Origin of the sequence: Sulfitobacter marinus, assembly GCF_900116285.1 — a bacterium.
Taxonomy (GTDB): domain Bacteria; phylum Pseudomonadota; class Alphaproteobacteria; order Rhodobacterales; family Rhodobacteraceae; genus Sulfitobacter; species Sulfitobacter marinus.
Genome location: NZ_FPAJ01000004.1, coordinates 93565 through 111169, shown reverse-complemented (window position 1 = coordinate 111169; position 17605 = coordinate 93565). Strand labels below are relative to the sequence as shown.

17 protein-coding genes and 1 riboswitch are annotated in these 17605 nt (G+C 55.2%); of the genes, 6 read left to right on the top strand and 11 right to left on the bottom strand.

The genetic code is table 11. The features are described 5' to 3' along the window. Nucleotides 1-44 precede the first annotated feature (44 nt). Nucleotides 45-1625 (bottom strand): lysine--tRNA ligase, encoded by a 1581-nt coding sequence (locus tag BM347_RS12030; protein ID WP_093916734.1) that lies wholly within the window; start codon nt 1623-1625, stop codon nt 45-47. A gap of 118 nt (nt 1626-1743) precedes the next feature. Between BM347_RS12030 and BM347_RS12025 the strand changes: the two genes are divergently transcribed. Then, complete coding sequence (locus BM347_RS12025; RefSeq protein WP_175498554.1) at nt 1744-2166, top strand: tellurite resistance TerB family protein; 423 nt, start codon at nt 1744-1746, stop codon at nt 2164-2166. A gap of 6 nt (nt 2167-2172) precedes the next feature. Here BM347_RS12025 and dacB read toward each other — a convergent pair whose 3' ends face one another. Further along, nucleotides 2173-3669 carry a D-alanyl-D-alanine carboxypeptidase/D-alanyl-D-alanine endopeptidase gene (gene dacB / locus BM347_RS12020; RefSeq protein ID WP_093916732.1) on the bottom strand — a complete coding sequence of 499 codons (1497 nt, stop codon included), beginning with the start codon at nt 3667-3669 and terminating at the stop codon, nt 2173-2175. 89 nt (nt 3670-3758) lie between these two features. Here dacB and BM347_RS12015 point away from each other — a divergent pair, with 89 nt between their 5' ends. After that, nucleotides 3759-4583: a DMT family transporter gene (locus BM347_RS12015; RefSeq protein ID WP_093916731.1), complete on the top strand. Its 825-nt coding sequence runs from the start codon at nt 3759-3761 to the stop codon at nt 4581-4583. On the opposite strand, the gene BM347_RS12010 is transcribed toward BM347_RS12015, so the two are convergent. The 3 genes from BM347_RS12010 to BM347_RS12000 all read right to left on the bottom strand — a co-directional run bounded on the left by BM347_RS12010 (nt 4575) and on the right by BM347_RS12000 (nt 7271). Next, a complete protein-coding gene (locus tag BM347_RS12010; RefSeq protein WP_093916730.1) occupies nt 4575-5177 on the bottom strand; it encodes a nicotinate-nucleotide adenylyltransferase in 603 nt (200 codons plus the stop codon). The two genes, BM347_RS12015 and BM347_RS12010, sit on opposite strands and share 9 nt — an antisense overlap. Before the next feature lie 76 nt (nt 5178-5253). Beyond that, the gene (locus tag BM347_RS12005; protein WP_093916729.1) at nt 5254-6819 is read right to left on the bottom strand and encodes an alanine/glycine:cation symporter family protein; all 1566 of its coding nucleotides are present in this window, start codon (nt 6817-6819) and stop codon (nt 5254-5256) included. An 11-nt stretch (nt 6820-6830) separates the two neighbouring features. Beyond that, on the bottom strand, nt 6831-7271 hold the full coding sequence (locus BM347_RS12000; RefSeq protein ID WP_093916728.1) for a universal stress protein: 441 nt from the start codon (nt 7269-7271) through the stop codon (nt 6831-6833). A gap of 460 nt (nt 7272-7731) precedes the next feature. Here BM347_RS12000 and ettA point away from each other — a divergent pair, with 460 nt between their 5' ends. Beyond that, entirely contained in the window at nt 7732-9387 is a 1656-nt protein-coding gene (gene ettA / locus BM347_RS11995) for an energy-dependent translational throttle protein EttA (protein ID WP_093916727.1), read from the top strand. A gap of 290 nt (nt 9388-9677) precedes the next feature. Further along, nucleotides 9678-10433 (top strand): SDR family oxidoreductase, encoded by a 756-nt coding sequence (locus BM347_RS11990; protein ID WP_093917049.1) that lies wholly within the window; start codon nt 9678-9680, stop codon nt 10431-10433. Nucleotides 10434-10603: 170 nt separating this feature from the next. Here BM347_RS11990 and bluB read toward each other — a convergent pair whose 3' ends face one another. Then, entirely contained in the window at nt 10604-11284 is a 681-nt protein-coding gene (gene bluB, locus BM347_RS11985; protein ID WP_093916726.1) for a 5,6-dimethylbenzimidazole synthase, read from the bottom strand. Nucleotides 11285-11334: 50 nt separating this feature from the next. Next, nucleotides 11335-11512, bottom strand: a riboswitch (cobalamin riboswitch). A gap of 180 nt (nt 11513-11692) precedes the next feature. After that, nucleotides 11693-12646, bottom strand: a complete 954-nt coding sequence (locus BM347_RS11980) for a response regulator (RefSeq protein ID WP_093916725.1) — start codon at nt 12644-12646, stop codon at nt 11693-11695. Nucleotides 12647-13030: 384 nt separating this feature from the next. Between BM347_RS11980 and BM347_RS11975 the strand changes: the two genes are divergently transcribed. Both BM347_RS11975 and BM347_RS11970 read left to right on the top strand, forming a co-directional pair. Further along, nucleotides 13031-13237: a cold-shock protein gene (locus BM347_RS11975; protein WP_005851393.1), complete on the top strand. Its 207-nt coding sequence runs from the start codon at nt 13031-13033 to the stop codon at nt 13235-13237. Nucleotides 13238-13375: 138 nt separating this feature from the next. Beyond that, nucleotides 13376-13927 carry a L,D-transpeptidase gene (locus BM347_RS11970; RefSeq protein ID WP_093917048.1) on the top strand — a complete coding sequence of 184 codons (552 nt, stop codon included), beginning with the start codon at nt 13376-13378 and terminating at the stop codon, nt 13925-13927. A gap of 75 nt (nt 13928-14002) precedes the next feature. Here the strand turns inward: BM347_RS11970 and BM347_RS11965 are convergent, their stop codons facing one another. The 4 genes from BM347_RS11965 to BM347_RS11950 form a co-directional block, all read right to left on the bottom strand. Then, the gene (locus tag BM347_RS11965) at nt 14003-14983 is read right to left on the bottom strand and encodes an ABC transporter substrate-binding protein (RefSeq protein ID WP_093916724.1); all 981 of its coding nucleotides are present in this window, start codon (nt 14981-14983) and stop codon (nt 14003-14005) included. A 40-nt stretch (nt 14984-15023) separates the two neighbouring features. Beyond that, a complete protein-coding gene (locus BM347_RS11960; RefSeq protein WP_093916723.1) occupies nt 15024-15863 on the bottom strand; it encodes an ABC transporter permease in 840 nt (279 codons plus the stop codon). Continuing rightward, nucleotides 15860-16726, bottom strand: coding sequence for an ABC transporter permease (locus tag BM347_RS11955; RefSeq protein WP_093916722.1), 867 nt, complete (start codon nt 16724-16726; stop codon nt 15860-15862). The genes BM347_RS11960 and BM347_RS11955 overlap by 4 nt, the downstream gene beginning before the upstream one ends. A 69-nt stretch (nt 16727-16795) precedes the next feature. After that, entirely contained in the window at nt 16796-17578 is a 783-nt protein-coding gene (locus BM347_RS11950) for an ABC transporter ATP-binding protein (RefSeq protein WP_093916721.1), read from the bottom strand. Nucleotides 17579-17605: the final 27 nt, after the last annotated feature.

Here is a 17605-nt window from a genome sequence, read left to right as displayed (position 1 = left end):
CGGCTGAACTAAGACGTGAATTTCAACCTCTGCCAGATAAGACTTTACGCTGAAACAAGCTTTCCTGCTAATGCATCCTCAATCAACGCGACGGTTTCATCAACGCCGTATAGGGCGATGAACCCGCCAAAACGAGGCCCTTGGCTGGCACCCAAGAGCACCTCGTAAAGGGCTGTGAACCAATTGCGCAGCGGATCGAAACGTTCTTTGCCAACGGCAAAAACCATCGTTTGCAACGCTTCGGCATCCAGCCCACCATCCCATGATTTCAACTGATCGCGCAGGTCTTCCAATGCCTCGCATTCCAGATCGCTGGGCGCGCGGAATACCTTGGTCGGCTTTACGAAATCATTGTAATATCGCACCGCATGATCCGCAGCGGCGTCCATACCGGGATTACCTTCGGGCGTCGCATCAGGCGCATAGCGCTGAATAAAGCCCCATAATTGCGATTTTTCCTCGGCCGAGGATACCGACGCAAGGTTCAGCAACATCGAATAGGGCACGATCATATCGGACTTGGGCACGTCACCGCCGTGGATGTGCCAAACAGGGTTGTTCAACTTGGCCTTATCATCCTGCGTTTCATAGGCGCGCAACTGCTGGTGATATTCATCCACAGCTTTCGGAATGACGTCGAAATACATCCGCTTTGCTGTCTTGGGTTTGAGATACATGAAATACGACAGCGATTCCGCGCCGGCATAGGTCAGCCATTCATCAATCGTCAGGCCATTGCCAGATGATTTCGAAATCTTATGACCGTCCTGATCTAGGAATAACTCATAGGTGAAATGCTCGGGCGCGCGCGCCCCTAGAATTCGGCAGATCGAATCGTAGATCGGCGTGTTGGTGGAATGGTCCTTGCCATACATCTCGAAATCGACGCCCAAGGCCGCCCAACGCGCGCCGAAATCCGGCTTCCATTGAAGCTTCACATTGCCACCCGTCAACGGCAGCGTCATCTCTGTACCGTCTTCATCGTCAAAAGTGATGGTACCCTCTTTGGCATTCACCTCTTTCATCGGCACGTACAAAATACGGCCGGTTTCGGGGTGAATTGGCAAGAATATCGAATATGTCTGACGACGCTCGTCCCGCAAGGATTTCAGCATCACGGCCATGATCTCATCGTATTTTTCAGCGGCGCGTAAAAGTATCTCGTCGAATTGCCCCGAACCGTAAAACTCGGTGGCCGAGATGAACTCGTACTCAAAGCCGAACGTATCCAAGAACCGGCGCAGCATCGCGTTGTTATGGGCACCAAAACTGTCATGCGTCCCAAATGGGTCCGGCACAGAAGTCAGCGGGCGCTGCAAATGTTCGGCCAGTGCCTCGGGGTTGGGGACGTTGCCGGGCACCTTGCGCATGCCGTCCAAATCGTCCGAAAAGCACACAAGGCGCGTCGGAATGTCGCTGATCAGCTCGAACGCGCGGCGTACCATCGTGGTGCGCGCAACTTCGCCGAAGGTCCCGATATGCGGCAAGCCGGACGGGCCATAGCCGGTCTCAAACAAGACATACCCCTTCTCGGGTGCCTTATTTGCATAGCGTTTCAACACCCTGCGTGCTTCCTCAAAAGGCCACGCTTTGCTAGTTAAGGCTGCTTCACGCATCTGCGACATCTATAAAATCCATCAATTTTGCCTGTCACCCTATGTGCACAAGCAGGCTGTTCCTATTGCGTCCCCCTCTGGCCGTCAATAATCTGCGCATTATGAGCAGGCGATACAGGATATCCCAATGACCGAAGACACCTCCCTGACCTTAAGCGCGCAAGATTGCCTTGTGGCGCTGATGATCGCGGTTTCCGCGTCGGACGAAGACATTCGCACCACCGAGCTGATCAAAATTCAAACTGCGGTCAACATCCTGCCGATTTTTTCGGAATACGACACTGATCGCATCAGCACCGTCAGCCAGATGGTGTTTGACCTGTTTGAGCAAGAAGAAGGGTTGGACGCGCTCTTTGGCCTGATCAAGGGGGCGTTACCAGACCGCCTGAACGAGACGGCCTATGCCCTTGCCTGTGATGTGGCCGCTGCAGATGGCAAGCTGGAAGAGGCAGAACTGCGCCTGCTCGAAGAAATCCGCTACGAGCTAGAGCTGGACCGTCTTCACGCCGCAGCGATTGAACGTGGTGCGCGGGCACGCCACGTCACGTAACCCGCCCTAGCTGACGTAGTAAGCCGCCCAACGCTCAATCAGGCTTTGCTGTAACCGTTTTGCCCGTGCATTCCATGCACGTCCACCATCAGGGCGTTCGCGTTGGGTCCGGCTTAGCTTGGCCCGGCGCGCTTCATCAGCTGAAAACACCACAAACGCCATCTCGCGTCCGCTTGGTCCGCGCATATAGCCCGCGAGAGTTGAGACAAAATTCAGCGTTCCGGTTTTCGCATCAACCTTGATCGGATGATCGCGCACGGGTCTGCCCTTTTCATCCCGCAAAACAATTGTCTTAAGGATGGGCTTCAAGGTGTCGGAAGTATTCACTTTTACCAATGCCGTCAGCATATCGCTTGCGGAAATCCTGCTTTCCGCGCCCAACCCTGAGTGATCAACCAATGCAGGGTTTTGCATCCCCAAACCGTCCTTAGCCCATTGGTTCATCTCCGCCGCCGATTCCTTAAGCGATCTCGGCCTTTTACCCCGCGCGATTGTCGATGCTAAACCAGTCATTTCCGCCGTCAGGTTCGTGGAATATTTCAACATATCGCGCAAGATGCCCTGCAAGGGTGCGCTTTGCTGGGTGACGACCACCTCGGCCCCAGCCGGCAGCGCATCAATCACTTGAGGGTTACGCAAGCGTATCCCGTTTGCACCGGCCATTGTGGCAAAGATATCCCCGGCATAAAGGCCCGGCTTGCGCACCGGCAACCAGCGCGCGCCGCTTTGCCCCAATGCACGTTTTGCCACCGTCCAAGTATCAACTTTGCTGTCGTCGCGGTACGTATAGACTGGATCTGCCCGATCTTGGACCTGCATCACGGCCATCGCGACCTCGGGGCGGTATCTGGCAGACCGACCATCCATCGTCACGCTATAACCGCGAGTGCCGCGCTTCCATTCAAAATACACGCGGTTAAAATTCAACGCCAACCCAGTGACACCCGGGTTATAACCCACGTGGTCAGGTTGATCCGCATCGATCCTGCTGACACGGGGGAAATCGCCTTCAAAGACCTTAAATCCGCCTTTGACACTGCGCACACCCGCATCCTTAAGGTGCCCGGCCATCACAGCAAGGGCATCGGTATCCAAGGTCGGATCTCCACCGCCCACCAAAATCAGATCGCCCTGAACTTCGCCTTCTTTAATCCCGCCTGTGGCGACGATCTGGGTCTCAAACCGGTGATCGGCCCCCAAAGTGTCCAGCGCATAAAGCGCGGTAATCGCCTTGGTCACACTGGCGGGCATCAGCCCCATCTTAGGGGCCTTTTGCTCCAGTACGGTGCCTGTCTTGGCATCCGCCACCACAAACGCCACCTGCCCTTTCAGCTTTGACGCTTTGATAAGCTCTGACGCGGTTGGAATACGATGCCGCAGCAGATCGCCGCTGCGCAGGACGGGCCGCAAGGATGCGTTCGGCGGCGCGGCAAAAGCACCAGGCGCAAGGAAACCCGCCGCCGCTAACCCCAGAAAGAACCGCCGTGAAAATTGCTGTTTCATGATGAAAGGTTAAAGCCGACGACGACGGGTGATACAAGCATCTGCAATTCACATTTTAATGGGTCATGCCCCATGCTAGTGAATGCCTTATGCAGCGGGCGACCCTTATCATGTTCCTGGCCATGTCACTGATCCCCGCCGGGGACAGTGCGGGCAAAATACTCACGTCACAAATGGGGGTTGCCCCGGTTTTTGTCGCGTGGTCACGCTTTGCGATTGGATTGATCATTCTGGTCCCCTTCATCCCCGATCAAACCCGCGCATTGTTTGGCAATTGGCGCATCTGGGTCCGCGCCGCGATGATTTGCGGCGGCATCACCTGCATCCAAACAGCGTTGCAAACCGAGGACGTGGCAAATGTCTTTGCCGCCTTCTTTATCGGGCCCTTGCTCAGCTATGCGTTGGCGGCGGTATTTCTGCGCGAACCCATCACCCTGTTGCGCAGCGCGCTGATCGCCCTAGGATTTGCTGGTGTCCTGTTGGTCGTGCGCCCCGGCTTTGACGTCAGTGTCGGACTGGTCTGGGCGCTGGCCGCGGGCACGTTCTATGGCATATTCCTGACCATGTCGCGCTGGTTGTCTGATCTGGCGTCCCCCTTGCAGCTTTCATTCACGCAGTTGGCTATTAGCACCGCTTTGCTGCTGCCCTTTGGGTTGATGCGTTTGCCTGAATTCACCTCGCCGATCGCAGCACTAACACTCACCAGTGCCGCCTGTTCGATGCTGGGCAACCTGCTGATGCTCTATGCCTACAGGGTCGCCCCAGCGACCCAAATCGCACCGATGGTCTATTTCCAGCTGCTGTCGGCGGTTGCGTTAGGCTGGGTGTTGTTCGGTGCCTTACCAGACGCGATGACATGGATCGGGCTGGCAATCATCCTAAGCGCGGGCATCGCGTCGACCCGTCTACGATGACCACTCGCCAGCGGCGCGTATCGCGGTCGAGCTGACGTCCGTCATCGGGACATTCACAAAGCACCACGCGGGCGCATCGGCATACCCCAAAAGCTGGCTTTGCCGACCGGGAATGCGGTACTTGGCATATAAAGCCGCGGCCCGGCTCATCCGCGCTGAAATGCGCTGACCGGGGCGGGCCATAACGCCGATCGGCACTGTTTCCACAATCTGCTGCCAGTCCTGCCACAGATGCAACTGCGCCAGATTATCCGCGCCCATCAGCCATACAAACCGCACACCGGGGTGCCGCGCACGCAGGGCAACTATGGTTTCGGCGGTAAACCGTGTGCCTAACTGCGCCTCTATATCGGTGACATCAACCCGGGGGTGCTGCATGACCTGCCGCGCACGCTCCATACGTTGCGCCAGCGGCGCAGGCCCCTGCGCCTTAAGCGGGTTACCGGGGCTGACCAACCACCAGACACGATCCAATCCAAAGCGCTTTAGCGCTTCGCGCGTGATATGCGCGTGGCCCTCATGCGCAGGATCAAACGACCCGCCCAACAGCCCGATCACCTGACCCGGTGCCACATATGGAAATGGATAGCCCACGAAAACGGCCCCCGAAATGCATCAGGGGCCGAAAGGAGAGGGTCTTGCCCTCTTTGTCAATTAGCTAATCGACGGATCAGTCGACGAACTTCTTCAACTCACCCGATTTCAAGCGTGCAAAATAGCTGTTCATCTCGCGCTTGACGATGGGCATAAGGAAGTACAGCGCCGTGATGTTCACAACCGCCATGGCAAAGATCATCGCATCGGAGAAGTCGATGACAGAGCCTAGGTTGGCCGCAGCACCCACAATGATGAAGAGGCAGAAGATCACCTTGAACACGATTTCTTTTGTTTTGCCTTCGCCCACCAGATAGGTCCACGCCTTCAGGCCATAGTAGGACCAGCTGATCATTGTCGAGAATGCAAACAGCACCACCGCCACAGCCAGCACATAGGGGAACCAGCTAAAGCCAGTTGCAAATGCTGCCGATGTCAGTTGAACACCGCTGGAACCATCAATGGTTTGGATTGATGTGCCCGCTTCGTTCAGAACGAAGTTACCGGTTGTCGGATCCACCAGCAGAACACCCGAGATGGTGATCACAAGTGCTGTCATCGTACAGATCACAACTGTATCAATGAACGGCTCAAGCAAGGATACGACGCCTTCGGTCACAGGCTCTTTGGTCCGCACAGCAGAGTGTGCAATCGCCGCCGACCCAACGCCCGCTTCGTTCGAGAACGCAGCACGTTTGAAACCCTGGATCAGGGCACCGACAAAGCCACCCGCAACACCAAGACCGGTAAAGGCACCGTCAAAGATTTGACCAAACGCCCAGCCGATTTTGTCGTATTCAACGATGAGAATGACCAAAGCAGCTGCCACATAAAGGATGCCCATGAATGGCACGACCTTTTCAGTGACTTGCGCGATGGATTTGATCCCGCCAACGATCACCGCAAATACCACGAGGGCAAAAACGATACCTGTGATCCAACCGGGGAAATCTCCGACAATACCGGAAATCTGCGCATGCGCTTGGTTGGCTTGGAACATGTTCCCGCCGCCCAGTGCACCACCGATGGTAAAGATCGAAAAGACAACAGCCAGAAATCCGCCCAATGGCAGTCCGCGTTCTTTGAAGCCCTTGGTCATATAGTACATCGGACCACCGGAAACGGTGCCGTCTGGGTATTCATTGCGATATTTAACACCCAGCGTACATTCGGTGAATTTTGACGCCATGCCCAAAAGACCCGCAAGGATCATCCAGAATGTAGCACCCGGCCCACCAATACCAACCGCAACGGCAACGCCCGCGATGTTACCAAGGCCGACAGTGCCCGACAGGGCCGTGGCTAACGCCTGGAAGTGGCTAACCTCGCCCGCATCCTCAGGGTCGGAATAATCACCTTTGACCAGTGATATCGCGTGGCCAAAAGCCTTGAGCTGGATGAAACCAAAGTAGAATGTGAAAACGGTCGCACCAACGACCAACCACAACACGATCCAAGGAAAGGACGAGCCAGCAATTTCAAACGGTAAGGGGGCAAAGATCAGGTTAACAAACCACCCCGTTGAGCCTGCGAAAACATCATTGATGCGCTGATCCAAACCTACGGTGTCCTGTGCGGAAGCAATCGCAGGCAACACAGAGGCCACAGCTGCACCAAGCCCAGTTGTAAAAAACTTATTCATGATCTGCTCCCTTATGGAATAATTGTGACTGGAACACTGGACCCGATGGCCAAACGGCCAGTCACGCCACCGAACATCCGCTCTTTCAAGCCGCGCAAGCCGACACGGCCCACCACGATTTGCAGCGCTTTGTTCTTTTTGGCGATGTCATCCAGAATATCCGCGACATCGCCATGTTTGACGACGCCATCAACAGGTAGGCCCATATCGGTTGCAGCTTTGACAGCCGGCTCGATAATCCGCTCACGCGCCATCGAAAGCTCTTCTTCACGGCGTTTATGGCGCTCCGCATTTTCCTCCGGCGTTTGAAAGCTGAAGGGAGACCATTCAATTACATAGACAATTTTTAGGGTGCAGTCCCCGATTAACTTGGCTTGGGTGGTCGCGAAAGCCAGGGCTCGATTGCCTGCCTCACCCCCGTCAAGTCCAACGACGATAGTGGATGTTGTCATTACTTTGTCCCTCTTACTGTGGCGCGACCTCTTGCGGGCCGCGTTAACTCCAAGGGCAAAAATCACCCCCAGATAGAAAGACGATAACTGACAACGAGAAAATAATTCGCCTCATTTTTGGGCATTTTCTGGTCGATTTGACTGAATTAACCCAAAATTAACGACCATATGCGTCGTTTTGTCCCATGCGAGCGCCGACTCAAGTTAATGAATTCATCTAATCCATATGCTTTTGGTTATGTATTTTCGGACCCACCCGGCGCGCACCCGACAGCAATAGGCCCTGCGTCGGGGTTTCGCGACAGGTCATGCATCCCCCATCCCCCGCAATCGTTCAGGCAGGCCTGTTCGCCATGCCTTCAAATCCGCATTCAGCCCTCATATATTGAGTGTTTGATCTTGCCCGCCTTGGGCGATATTGCACGTCCCAACCCATACGCAGCTTATCCGAGGATTCCCAATGGCCGCCTATCAATATGTCTACCACATGTCCGGTGTCTCAAAGACCTACCCGGGCGGCAAGAAATGTTTCGACAATATTAACCTCAACTTCCTTCCCGGTGTGAAAATCGGTGTGGTCGGTGTCAACGGCGCGGGTAAATCCACGCTGATGAAAATCATGGCCGGCAAGGACAAGGATTTCTCGGGCGAGGCATGGGTCGCCGAGGGGGCCAAAGTTGGCTACCTCGAGCAGGAGCCATATCTGGACCCTGCCCTGACCGTACGTGAAAACGTCATGCTAGGCGTGAAAGAGAAAAAGGATATCCTGGATCGTTACAACGAACTGGCGATGAACTACTCGGATGAAACCGCAGACGAGATGGCCGCGCTTCAGGACCAGATCGATGCCGAAAACCTGTGGGACCTCGACAGCCAGATCGACGTGTCGATGGAGGCGCTGCGTTGCCCAGCAGACGATGCCGATGTGACAACCCTATCCGGTGGTGAAGCGCGCCGCGTTGCCTTGTGCAAACTGTTGCTTGAGGCCCCTGAAATGCTGCTGCTCGATGAACCGACCAACCACTTGGACGCGGAAACCATCGCTTGGTTGCAGCAACACCTGATCGACTACAAAGGTACGATCCTGATCGTTACCCACGACCGGTACTTCCTCGACAACATCACCAGCTGGATCCTCGAGCTCGACCGCGGCAATGGCATCCCCTACGAGGGGAACTATTCCAGCTGGATCGACCAAAAGGCCAAACGGCTTGAGCAAGAAGCCCGCGAAGACAAATCCAAGCAAAAGACGCTGTCGCGCGAATTGGAATGGATGCGTCAAGGGGCCAAGGCCCGGCAGGCGAAATCCAAGGCCCGGATCAAATCCTATAACGAGATGGCTGACAGCTCAGAGCGCGAACGCTTGACCCGCGCGCAGATCGTTATTCCAAACGGTCCGCGTCTGGGCAACAAAGTGCTAGAAGTCGAAGGCCTGTCCAAAGCCATGGGCGACAAGCTGTTGATCGAAAATCTTGAATTCTCGTTGCCACCCGGCGGTATCGTTGGCGTCATCGGCCCCAACGGTGCGGGTAAATCGACCCTTTTCAAGATGATCACCGGCAACGAAAAACCGGACGCTGGATCAATCACCCTCGGTGACACTGTCGATCTGTCCTATGTCGATCAGTCGCGCGATGACCTGAACCCCGATGACAACGTATGGCAGGCCATCTCGGGCGGTGCCGAAATCATCAAACTGGGTGACGCCGAAGTGAACTCCCGCGCGTATTGCGGTGCGTTCAACTTCAAGGGCGGCGACCAGCAGAAAAAGGTTGGCTTGCTCTCAGGCGGGGAACGCAACCGTGTGCACATGGCGCGTTTGCTCAAAGAGGGTGGTAACGTGTTGCTGCTCGATGAACCTACCAACGATCTGGACGTTGAAACCCTGCGCGCGCTCGAAGATGCGCTTGTTGATTTCGCAGGCTGCGCGGTGGTGATCTCGCACGACCGCTTCTTCCTTGACCGGATTTGCACCCATATCCTCGCATTTGAGGGCAACGCCCATGTCGAATGGTTCGAGGGTGGCTTCTCTGACTATGAAGAAGATAAAGAGCGCCGCCTGGGCGCTGACGCGATGGAGCCAAAGCGCCTGAAACACAAAAAATTCTCGCGCTAAGCTTTGACTTTACATGACGGAGAAAGGGGGTATCTTTGGATGCCCCCTTTCCAGATGTCGTGACGATCGTGACCAAATCGGGAGCGATCATCACAAGGGCGAATGTCCGGTTTGAGCCCAGTTTGACCAATGCTGCAAGGCGCGCGAACGGCAGCTTCAACTTGCAGACCATGAGCCGACCCGTTTCTTGCGATTTCAATTCAGTTAGCTCAACACGCGCAAGAAACGGGTCGAGTTGGAGGCACCTCTTTCCCTATTTGTTTGGCATGCAAATATAGAAAGGCATGACCATGGAACTGAAAGACAAAACAATAATCATCACAGGGGCGAGCAGTGGCATAGGTGCTGCGGCCGCGCTTTTGTTTGCCGCAGAAGGGGCAAATGTCGTGCTGGGTGCCCGCCGTGAACCCCAACTGAATACACTTGTCGGGCAAATTGAACAAAGCAATGGGCGTGCTGTTTGCCTTGCGGGTGACGTAACTGACGAAACCTATTCCAGACATCTTGTCGACCTAGCCGAACAGCAGTTTGGCGGCCTTGATGGCGCATTTAACAATGCCGGTATCATGGGCGATATGGGGTCAATTCCAAAAATGGGTTCAGATACTTGGCACTCTGTTCTTTCGACAAACCTTACCAGCGCGTTCTTCGCGGCAAAGGCTCAGATTCCCGCAATTGAGAAACGTGGAGGAGGATCTATTGTCTTCACCGGCACTTTTGTAGGTTTCAGCAATGGGGGTATGCCCGGCATGGGTGCCTATGCCGCTTCGAAGGCAGGATTAATTGGGCTTATGCAATCTTTGGCATCAGATCATGCGGCAGATGGCGTTCGTATTAACACCATTTTGCCGGGTGGTACAAAAACCGATATGGCTGGTGATGATCCCGAAACTCACGATTTCATCGCCGGTTTACATCCTATGAAACGTATGGCTCAACCTAAGGAAATTGCTCAATCTGCATTATTCTTATTGTCCGACAGAGCCAGCTTCGTGACGGGCTCTCCGTTAGCCGTTGACGGCGGCATGGCGACCCGTTTGCTTTGAAAATCTCCCGTTGGCTGCATCGTGACCAACGGCAACTTCGTCCCGCAAAGCTACCATTTAAATCACATTTTACAGCGTTGAACCCGACTAAAAGCGTCAGATGACCGCATTGAGCGCAATTCTACCTTCGCTGCCCTGCAATCATTTGTAAACGACCTGCGAAATGTGGCTTACGGGTCGCCCTGCCATTTCCCATCGAAAATTATTTCATCTAACGGCGTGCGCTGGTTCCAACCTTTGACCTCAAGTTCGGGGCGTTCATAAAGCTGCTCGACGTAGCCAAGGCACAGGTAACCGACGATCTCGATCCGGTCTGGGATCGCGAGAATATCCCTCAGATCAGCGTCATGGAAAATGCTCACCCACCCTATACCGATCCCTTCGGCGCGGGCGGCAAGCCATAGGTTCTGTATTGCGCAGACGGTGCTGTAAAGATCCATGCTTGAGTTGTGGGTGCGGCCCAGAACGACCTCGCCGCCGCGAGTTCGGTCGCAGGTCACGCAGATGTTTACCGGTGCCTTCCGGATTCCTTCCAGCTTCAGTGACCGATAGGTGGACTGACGTTCACCGCTAAACATGGCTGCGGCTTCTTCATTCGCGGTACTGAAGGCCCGCCAGATCCGTTCTCGGTCTTCCGGGGCACGGGTGACGATGAAGTTCCACGGCTGCATGAAACCCACCGACGGCGCATGGTGCGCCGCATCTAGCAACCTGAGCAACACGTCGTCCGGCACCGGATCGGGCAGGAACTGATCGCGCACATCGCGGCGGGTATAGATAGCTTTGTAAACGGCTTTGCGTTCGGCTTCAGAGAATGGCGCGGCCTGCGCCAGCGCGGAAGTGTTTGGCATTGTTTGATCCCCAACAATACTTGCAAGCGCCCGCCCCACCGTCCTCGTGGTACCGGCTATTATGTCTGGCCGGTCTTCTGACTGAGGGTCCTCTGATCCTAGCGCCTTCCCGGATTGCTCCAGTGGCATTTGCAAGGATCATCCCCTTCACAGCGTTGGGCACGTGCTGGACTTTCACCAGCTTCCCGATTCTCCCGCGAGAGCGGGCACCAGACGGCTACAATGGCGCATGGAAAACGTTGGAGAACAAGGCTGAATTCATTCTCAACGTCCGAGAGGATGGGAAAACCCCGCAGATTTTTGCGAGGGCATTCGTCTATTCAGGACCGTATTGTGTTCGGGGTGAATCATGGGCCTTCTACACATCCAATAAGGGGCTTTATCTTTTGATGCCCTCTTTTTGGGATCCTACATGTCGGAAGACACAAGCTGATCGATATCTTTCATTGTATCTTTGGCTTTCAATGCGTGTTGGCCGATATATTCCCGAACCTTGTCGCGGGCAGATCGGCCTGTCCATAACCTTTGCTCCGACATCGAGTGGACAGACAAATCCACCCCCATGTCGCCTCCGGCACCGGAACACATAGGGTTTTTCGCCAGCTCCGTTTTGATAAGGTGTTGGATCGCCGCTGGGTTGATCCGGTGGCGCGCCAATATCGCAGTGACCAGAACGCCATTGCCCGCGTACCCCAGAATATATCGGTTACTTTGCAGCGCACTGATTGATGCCTCTGTGACTTTGGCCATCTGATCGCTGAATTCGGTTGGGGTGAGCGTTTCAAAGATATTGCGGATCTGCGGCAGTTTGATGGCCAACAAGTTCATCGCGTAGCATCCATCCGACAGACGCATCAAACGGTGCTCAAACCCTTCTAGGTCATGCACATCCGGTACACCCTGATCAAAACTTTCCTCGCGTCTGGTTTTCATCAGCTGGGTGAGCTCGTCCAGTGAACGTTGGGCCGCTTTTTCGCTGCGCAGGCTCTCGCTTAGCAGCCCCGCGGAATTGATGCGCGCGCCCAAATCGATGCCGTTCAAGGGTTTATACACGAAATCTGTCGCACCGGCCTCAAACGCACGCTCCATCAAATCATGGGTCGTGCTTGCGGTGATCATCAAGATCGGAGTCTTTTGATGCTTTTTCAGGCCGCGCAGCTCGGCGCACAGCCGGATCCCGTCGATACCGGGCAACATAATATCCAGCAAGAAACAGTCAAAGTCCGGGCCGGGTTCGTTCAACAGGACAAGCGCCTGCTCCGCATCGGCCGCGCAAACCAGATCAAACCCATGTCTGGCGGTCAGATAGTCGGACAACATTTCCAGAACCGTCGGGTCGTCATCTACTGCTAAAATTCTCATAACGTGCCTTACCTAACTTACGGGAAACCGCCGGCGCACCCGTTCACGACGTGCAATGTGCCAATGTTTTCCGGCAATTTTGTGGTCAACCACAGGCAATGGCGTGGCACGACCTATAGGGGCGCAAGCTTTAAAACAGGGCGGACATTGGGCGATGCCGGGCACAATATGGCATCAATGTGCAACCGCCGGCGCTATTTCGCTGTGCGACACACGCTTAATGCGACCCCCTTGCGCGAATCCCCTGCCTCTGGCATACGGGCTAGGCAAACGTTATTCTTTTTCGACCCACTGTCTCCTTCATACGGCGTTCAGACTTCGATCCAGACCGACCACGCCAAGCCATCGCACGATGCGGATGGTACACTATAGGAGACTACGGATATGGCCACTGGCACCGTAAAATGGTTCAACACAACAAAAGGCTTCGGCTTTATCGCACCCGATGGCGGCAGCAAAGATGTATTCGTACACATTTCTGCCGTTGAGCGCGCAGGCCTGACCGGTCTGGCCGACAACCAGAAAGTGACTTTCGACATCGAAGCAGGCCGTGACGGCCGCGAATCCGCGTCGAACATCGCACTGGCCTAAGCCAGCTAGGCTTCGGCCTACACAAAGATTTGACCGGCTGACCCCATGGGACAGCCGGTTTTTTTATGTCCTCAGGGTTGCCAAGAATCGCTTAACCCGCATCATGTTATGATCAAGAAAACCAGTCAGGAACATCACATGCGTCGCCGCTCATTTATCGCAGGCTCCTTGGCCGCACTTGCCTTTCCACAAACGCTTTTTGCCCAAAACGCTGTCTATGATCCAGCGCCACAGCTGGTCGAAATCAAAAACCAGTATCAAACTGGTCAAATGTTGATTCTCCCGCGTAGCCATTACCTCTATCTGGTTACAGCCCCCGGCGAGGCGATGCGCTATGGCGTGGGCGTCGGCAAAGCGGGTCTCGAGTTTACGGGTACTGCGACGATCTCGGTCAAGAAAGAATGGCCGACATGGCGCCCCACTGATGAAATGATCGAACGTGAGCCCAATACATATGCACGGTTCGTCGGCAACACGGACGCCCAGCCCGGCGGCCCGCAAAACCCGTTGGGTGCCCGCGCGCTGTATCTGTTTCAAAATGGCCGCGACACTTATTTCCGCATCCACGGCACAACGCAGCCCAACAGCATTGGACGTTCCGTATCAAACGGCTGTATTCGCATGATCAACGACCACGTCAAAGATCTGTACGAACGGGTGCCGATCGGGACCATCGTTACCGTCCTCTAATCCAACGCTATGCAACTGAATAATAAAAGGGCCGGTGTCTCCACCGGCCCTTCCTCATTCGTAGCGCTCTAAATCTTAGTTCAGCGCTTTGTCGGTGATTTCATGCGTCCAGGCCCCTTCTGGTGCCTTGGTGATCATGCCACCTTCCATTGTGATGTCCGCGCTGCGCTTGAACGCCGCTTCATCCAACGCACCGTTGCTGCCAGCAGTCAGCTTGGCGATCTCGCCCATCATGCGCTTTTGGTGCTTTTCTGTCTGCGCACCGGTCTGATCATTCTCAAGCACGATTTCAGCCGCCTCATCGGAATGCGCTTCAGCGTATTTCCAACCCTTCATCGACGCGCGCACAAAGCGTACCAGCTTGTCCTGCATTTCGGCATCGGCCAAGTTCTCTTCAGTGGTATAAAGACCGTCTTCCAGTGTCGAAATACCTTCGTCTTCGTATTTAAAGACAACCAGATCATCCGGCATCAGCCCCGCATCAATGACCTGCCAGTATTCATTGTAGGTCATGGTCGTGGCGCATTCGACTTGCTTTTGCAGCAGCGGGTCGACGTTAAAGTTAATCTTTTGAATGGTCACACCGCCATCAGATCCATCGGTTGCGTAGCCCAGCTTGCCCATCCAGCTGAGCAGCGGGATTTCGTTGCCAAAGAACCATGTGCCCAAGGTGTGGCCGGGGAAATCCTCTGGCTTGTTGATGCCGTGTTCCTTGAGACATGTCAGCATGAGACCCGATTTAGCAAAAGGCTGCGCGATGTTCACAATCGGCGCGCCTTTCTCGCGGGCGGCCAAGGCAGACGGTAACCAATCCACCATCACATCAGCGCCACCACCCAGCAAAACCTGCACGGGCGCGATGTCTGGGCCGCCTGGCTTGATCGTGACATTCAGGCCTTCTTCTTCGTAAAAACCCTTGTCCAAAGCGACGTAATAGCCACCAAACTGCGCTTGCGTGACCCACTTCAATTGCAGCGTCAGATCGTCGGCGGCATGCGCCATGCTACCCCAAAGACCCAATGCGAGCCCGGCAGTCATTTTAGTGAAATTTTTCATTATTATAGTCTCCCTTGTTGTGTTGGTCGTTTCGCTACGTTTAATTTCGTTGGCTGGGATGCCAGAATGTGATCCGCCGCTCGATCAGCGCCATCGCGCCATAGAACGCCGATCCAGCAATTGCCGCCACGACAATCTCGGCCCAGACCAGATCAAGTGCAAGTTGCCCCACCGAGGTCGAGATACGAAATCCCATTCCCCGGATCGGAGAGCCAAAAAATTCAGCAACAATCGCGCCGATCAACGCCAGCGTAGTCCCGATCTTGAGGCCATTGAACACGAAAGGCATGGCGGCAGGCAAGCGCAGCTTGAACAGCGTCACCCAGTAGCTTGCCCCATAGGTGCGCATCAGATCGCGCTGCATCGTATCGGTCGCCTGCAATCCCTGCACCGTGTTCACCAGCATCGGAAAGAACACCATAACCACGACCACCGCGGCCTTGGACTGCCAGTCAAACCCGAACCACATCACCAGAATGGGTGCCATCCCAATGATCGGCAAAGCCGCCACGAAATTGCCAACCGGCAATAACCCGCGCTGTAAAAACGGAAACCGGTCAACCGCCACTGCGATCAGGAACGCAGCACCGCAGCCGATAACATAGCCCGACAGCGCACCTTTCAGCACGGTCTGCACGAAATCGACCCACAGAATATCAAGCGATGCACCAAACCGCACAGCGATGGCAGATGGCGCAGGCAGCAGCACCGGCGAAATTTCAAGCCCTCGCACCACGCCTTCCCAGATCGCAATCAACGTAACCCCGAAAACAATCGGTGCGGCCAGAGACCGCCAGCGCACAGGCCGTCCCCGCGCGAGGCGCATATTGATCCACCAGCCAAACGCCCAGGCAGCTATTGCAAAGATCATCCACATCATTGCGCCATCCCCATGCGTTTCAATGTGATCCGCTGGACCATCCCAATGATACCCACCAATACGGCAGCCAATGCCGCCGCCATAAGCAACGCGCTCCATATCTGGATCGTCTGACCATAATAGCTACCGGCCAAAAGACGCGCGCCCAGCCCCGCAACAGCACCCGTCGGCAATTCCCCGATAATCGCCCCGACCAAGGACGCCGCCATAGCGATCTTCAGCGAGGTGAACAGATACGGCATCGACGCGGGCAGCCGCAGCCGCCAAAAGGTTTGTGACGCGCTCGCATGCCATGTCCTCATCTGGTCCAACTGCATCTGGTCCGGGCTGCGCAACCCTTTGACCATGCCAACAACAATCGGGAAAAAGGACAGGTACATGCCGATCATCGCCTTTGGCAGCAGGCCAGAAATTCCAACAGCGTTCAGCACCACAATAATCATCGGTGCAATCGCCAGAATGGGAATGGTCTGGCTGGCAATCACCCAAGGCATGACCGACATATCCATCGTCCGGTTATAAACGATCCCCACGGCCAGCAATGTGCCCAAAACAGTCCCCAAACCGAACCCGAGCAATGTTGCACTCAACGTAATCCACGAATGATAGATAAGAGACCGCTTCGACGTGATCTTTTTCTCAACCGTTGTACGCCAGATCTCGGCGGCAACCTGATGCGGTGCAGGCAGTTTCGGCTTATCCTGCGCCCATGTATCCTTGATCAGGGATGTGGTTGTCACAATCTCCCCCGACCGCTTCGCCTTGTCATAGGTCCAGTCCGCATTCAGCCAAATGGCCGCAGCATACCAAACCACCAACAGCAAACCGACGACGGTCAAAACCGGGGCAAAGCTCTGCTTCACAACACGCTCCCCCGCTTCTCTGGCTCAAGAATATCCTCCCCGAAGGGTCGGTCTGCCACACATGCGCACTTAGTCATCGCCATGCCCCGCCCTCAACCCTTCCCGGACACGGTGTGCGATCTCCAAAAACTCTGGCGTCTCCCGGATTTCCAAGGGCCGCTCTTTCGGCAAGCTACTTTCGATCACATCGGTGATCCGTCCCGGCCTCGGGCTCATCACCACAATCTTCGTGCTCAGATAGACCGCTTCAGGGATGGAATGCGTTACGAATGCAATCGTCTTTTCCGTCCGCGCCCAAAGCCGCAACAACTGCTCGTTCAGGTGATCGCGCACGATCTCGTCCAGCGCGCCAAACGGTTCGTCCATTAACAAGATATCCGCATCAAAGGCCAAAGCCCGCGCAATACTTGCCCGTTGCTGCATGCCCCCCGACAGTTGCCACGGGAATTTCTTCTCAAATCCCGACAGCTCCACAAGCTCCAACACCCGCGCAACTCGCGCGGCCTGATCTGCTTTGGAATACCCCATAATCTCAAGCGGCAGCCGGATATTTCCTCCGATCGTCCGCCAAGGGTAAAGCCCCGCCGCCTGAAACACATAGCCGTAGGCGCGTGCCATCCGTGCATCTGCGGCGCTGACGCAGTTCACCGTAATTGACCCACCTGTGGGCTGTTCCAGATCCGCCATACACCTCAAAAACGTGGTTTTACCGCAACCAGATGGCCCGATGAAACTCACAAAATCGCCCTTTTCAATATCCAGCGACACGTCCTTGAGCGCGTGCACAGGACCATCATTGGTCTCAAATGTCAGGGACAGATTCTTGGCAGAAATAACAGGGGGTAACGTCATGCGACCTGCCCGTTGCTTGTCATATGG

What these genes read in the sequence shown, in the direction of transcription:
- BM347_RS11990 (WP_093917049.1), top strand. Translation starts at nt 9,678, where the DNA reads ATGGAACTGAAAGACAAAACAATAATCATCACAGGGGCGAGCAGTGGC.
- bluB (WP_093916726.1), bottom strand. Translation starts at nt 11,284, where the DNA reads ATGCCAAACACTTCCGCGCTGGCGCAGGCCGCGCCATTCTCTGAAGCC.
- BM347_RS11980 (WP_093916725.1), bottom strand. Translation starts at nt 12,646, where the DNA reads ATGAGAATTTTAGCAGTAGATGACGACCCGACGGTTCTGGAAATGTTG.
- BM347_RS12005 (WP_093916729.1), bottom strand. Translation starts at nt 6,819, where the DNA reads ATGAATAAGTTTTTTACAACTGGGCTTGGTGCAGCTGTGGCCTCTGTG.
- BM347_RS12030 (WP_093916734.1), bottom strand. Translation starts at nt 1,625, where the DNA reads ATGTCGCAGATGCGTGAAGCAGCCTTAACTAGCAAAGCGTGGCCTTTT.
- BM347_RS12015 (WP_093916731.1), top strand. Translation starts at nt 3,759, where the DNA reads ATGCAGCGGGCGACCCTTATCATGTTCCTGGCCATGTCACTGATCCCC.
- ettA (WP_093916727.1), top strand. Translation starts at nt 7,732, where the DNA reads ATGGCCGCCTATCAATATGTCTACCACATGTCCGGTGTCTCAAAGACC.
- dacB (WP_093916732.1), bottom strand. Translation starts at nt 3,669, where the DNA reads ATGAAACAGCAATTTTCACGGCGGTTCTTTCTGGGGTTAGCGGCGGCG.
- BM347_RS11960 (WP_093916723.1), bottom strand. Translation starts at nt 15,863, where the DNA reads ATGATGTGGATGATCTTTGCAATAGCTGCCTGGGCGTTTGGCTGGTGG.
- BM347_RS11950 (WP_093916721.1), bottom strand. Translation starts at nt 17,578, where the DNA reads ATGACGTTACCCCCTGTTATTTCTGCCAAGAATCTGTCCCTGACATTT.
- BM347_RS11975 (WP_005851393.1), top strand. Translation starts at nt 13,031, where the DNA reads ATGGCCACTGGCACCGTAAAATGGTTCAACACAACAAAAGGCTTCGGC.
- BM347_RS11970 (WP_093917048.1), top strand. Translation starts at nt 13,376, where the DNA reads ATGCGTCGCCGCTCATTTATCGCAGGCTCCTTGGCCGCACTTGCCTTT.
- BM347_RS12000 (WP_093916728.1), bottom strand. Translation starts at nt 7,271, where the DNA reads ATGACAACATCCACTATCGTCGTTGGACTTGACGGGGGTGAGGCAGGC.
- BM347_RS12025 (WP_175498554.1), top strand. Translation starts at nt 1,744, where the DNA reads ATGACCGAAGACACCTCCCTGACCTTAAGCGCGCAAGATTGCCTTGTG.
- BM347_RS11965 (WP_093916724.1), bottom strand. Translation starts at nt 14,983, where the DNA reads ATGAAAAATTTCACTAAAATGACTGCCGGGCTCGCATTGGGTCTTTGG.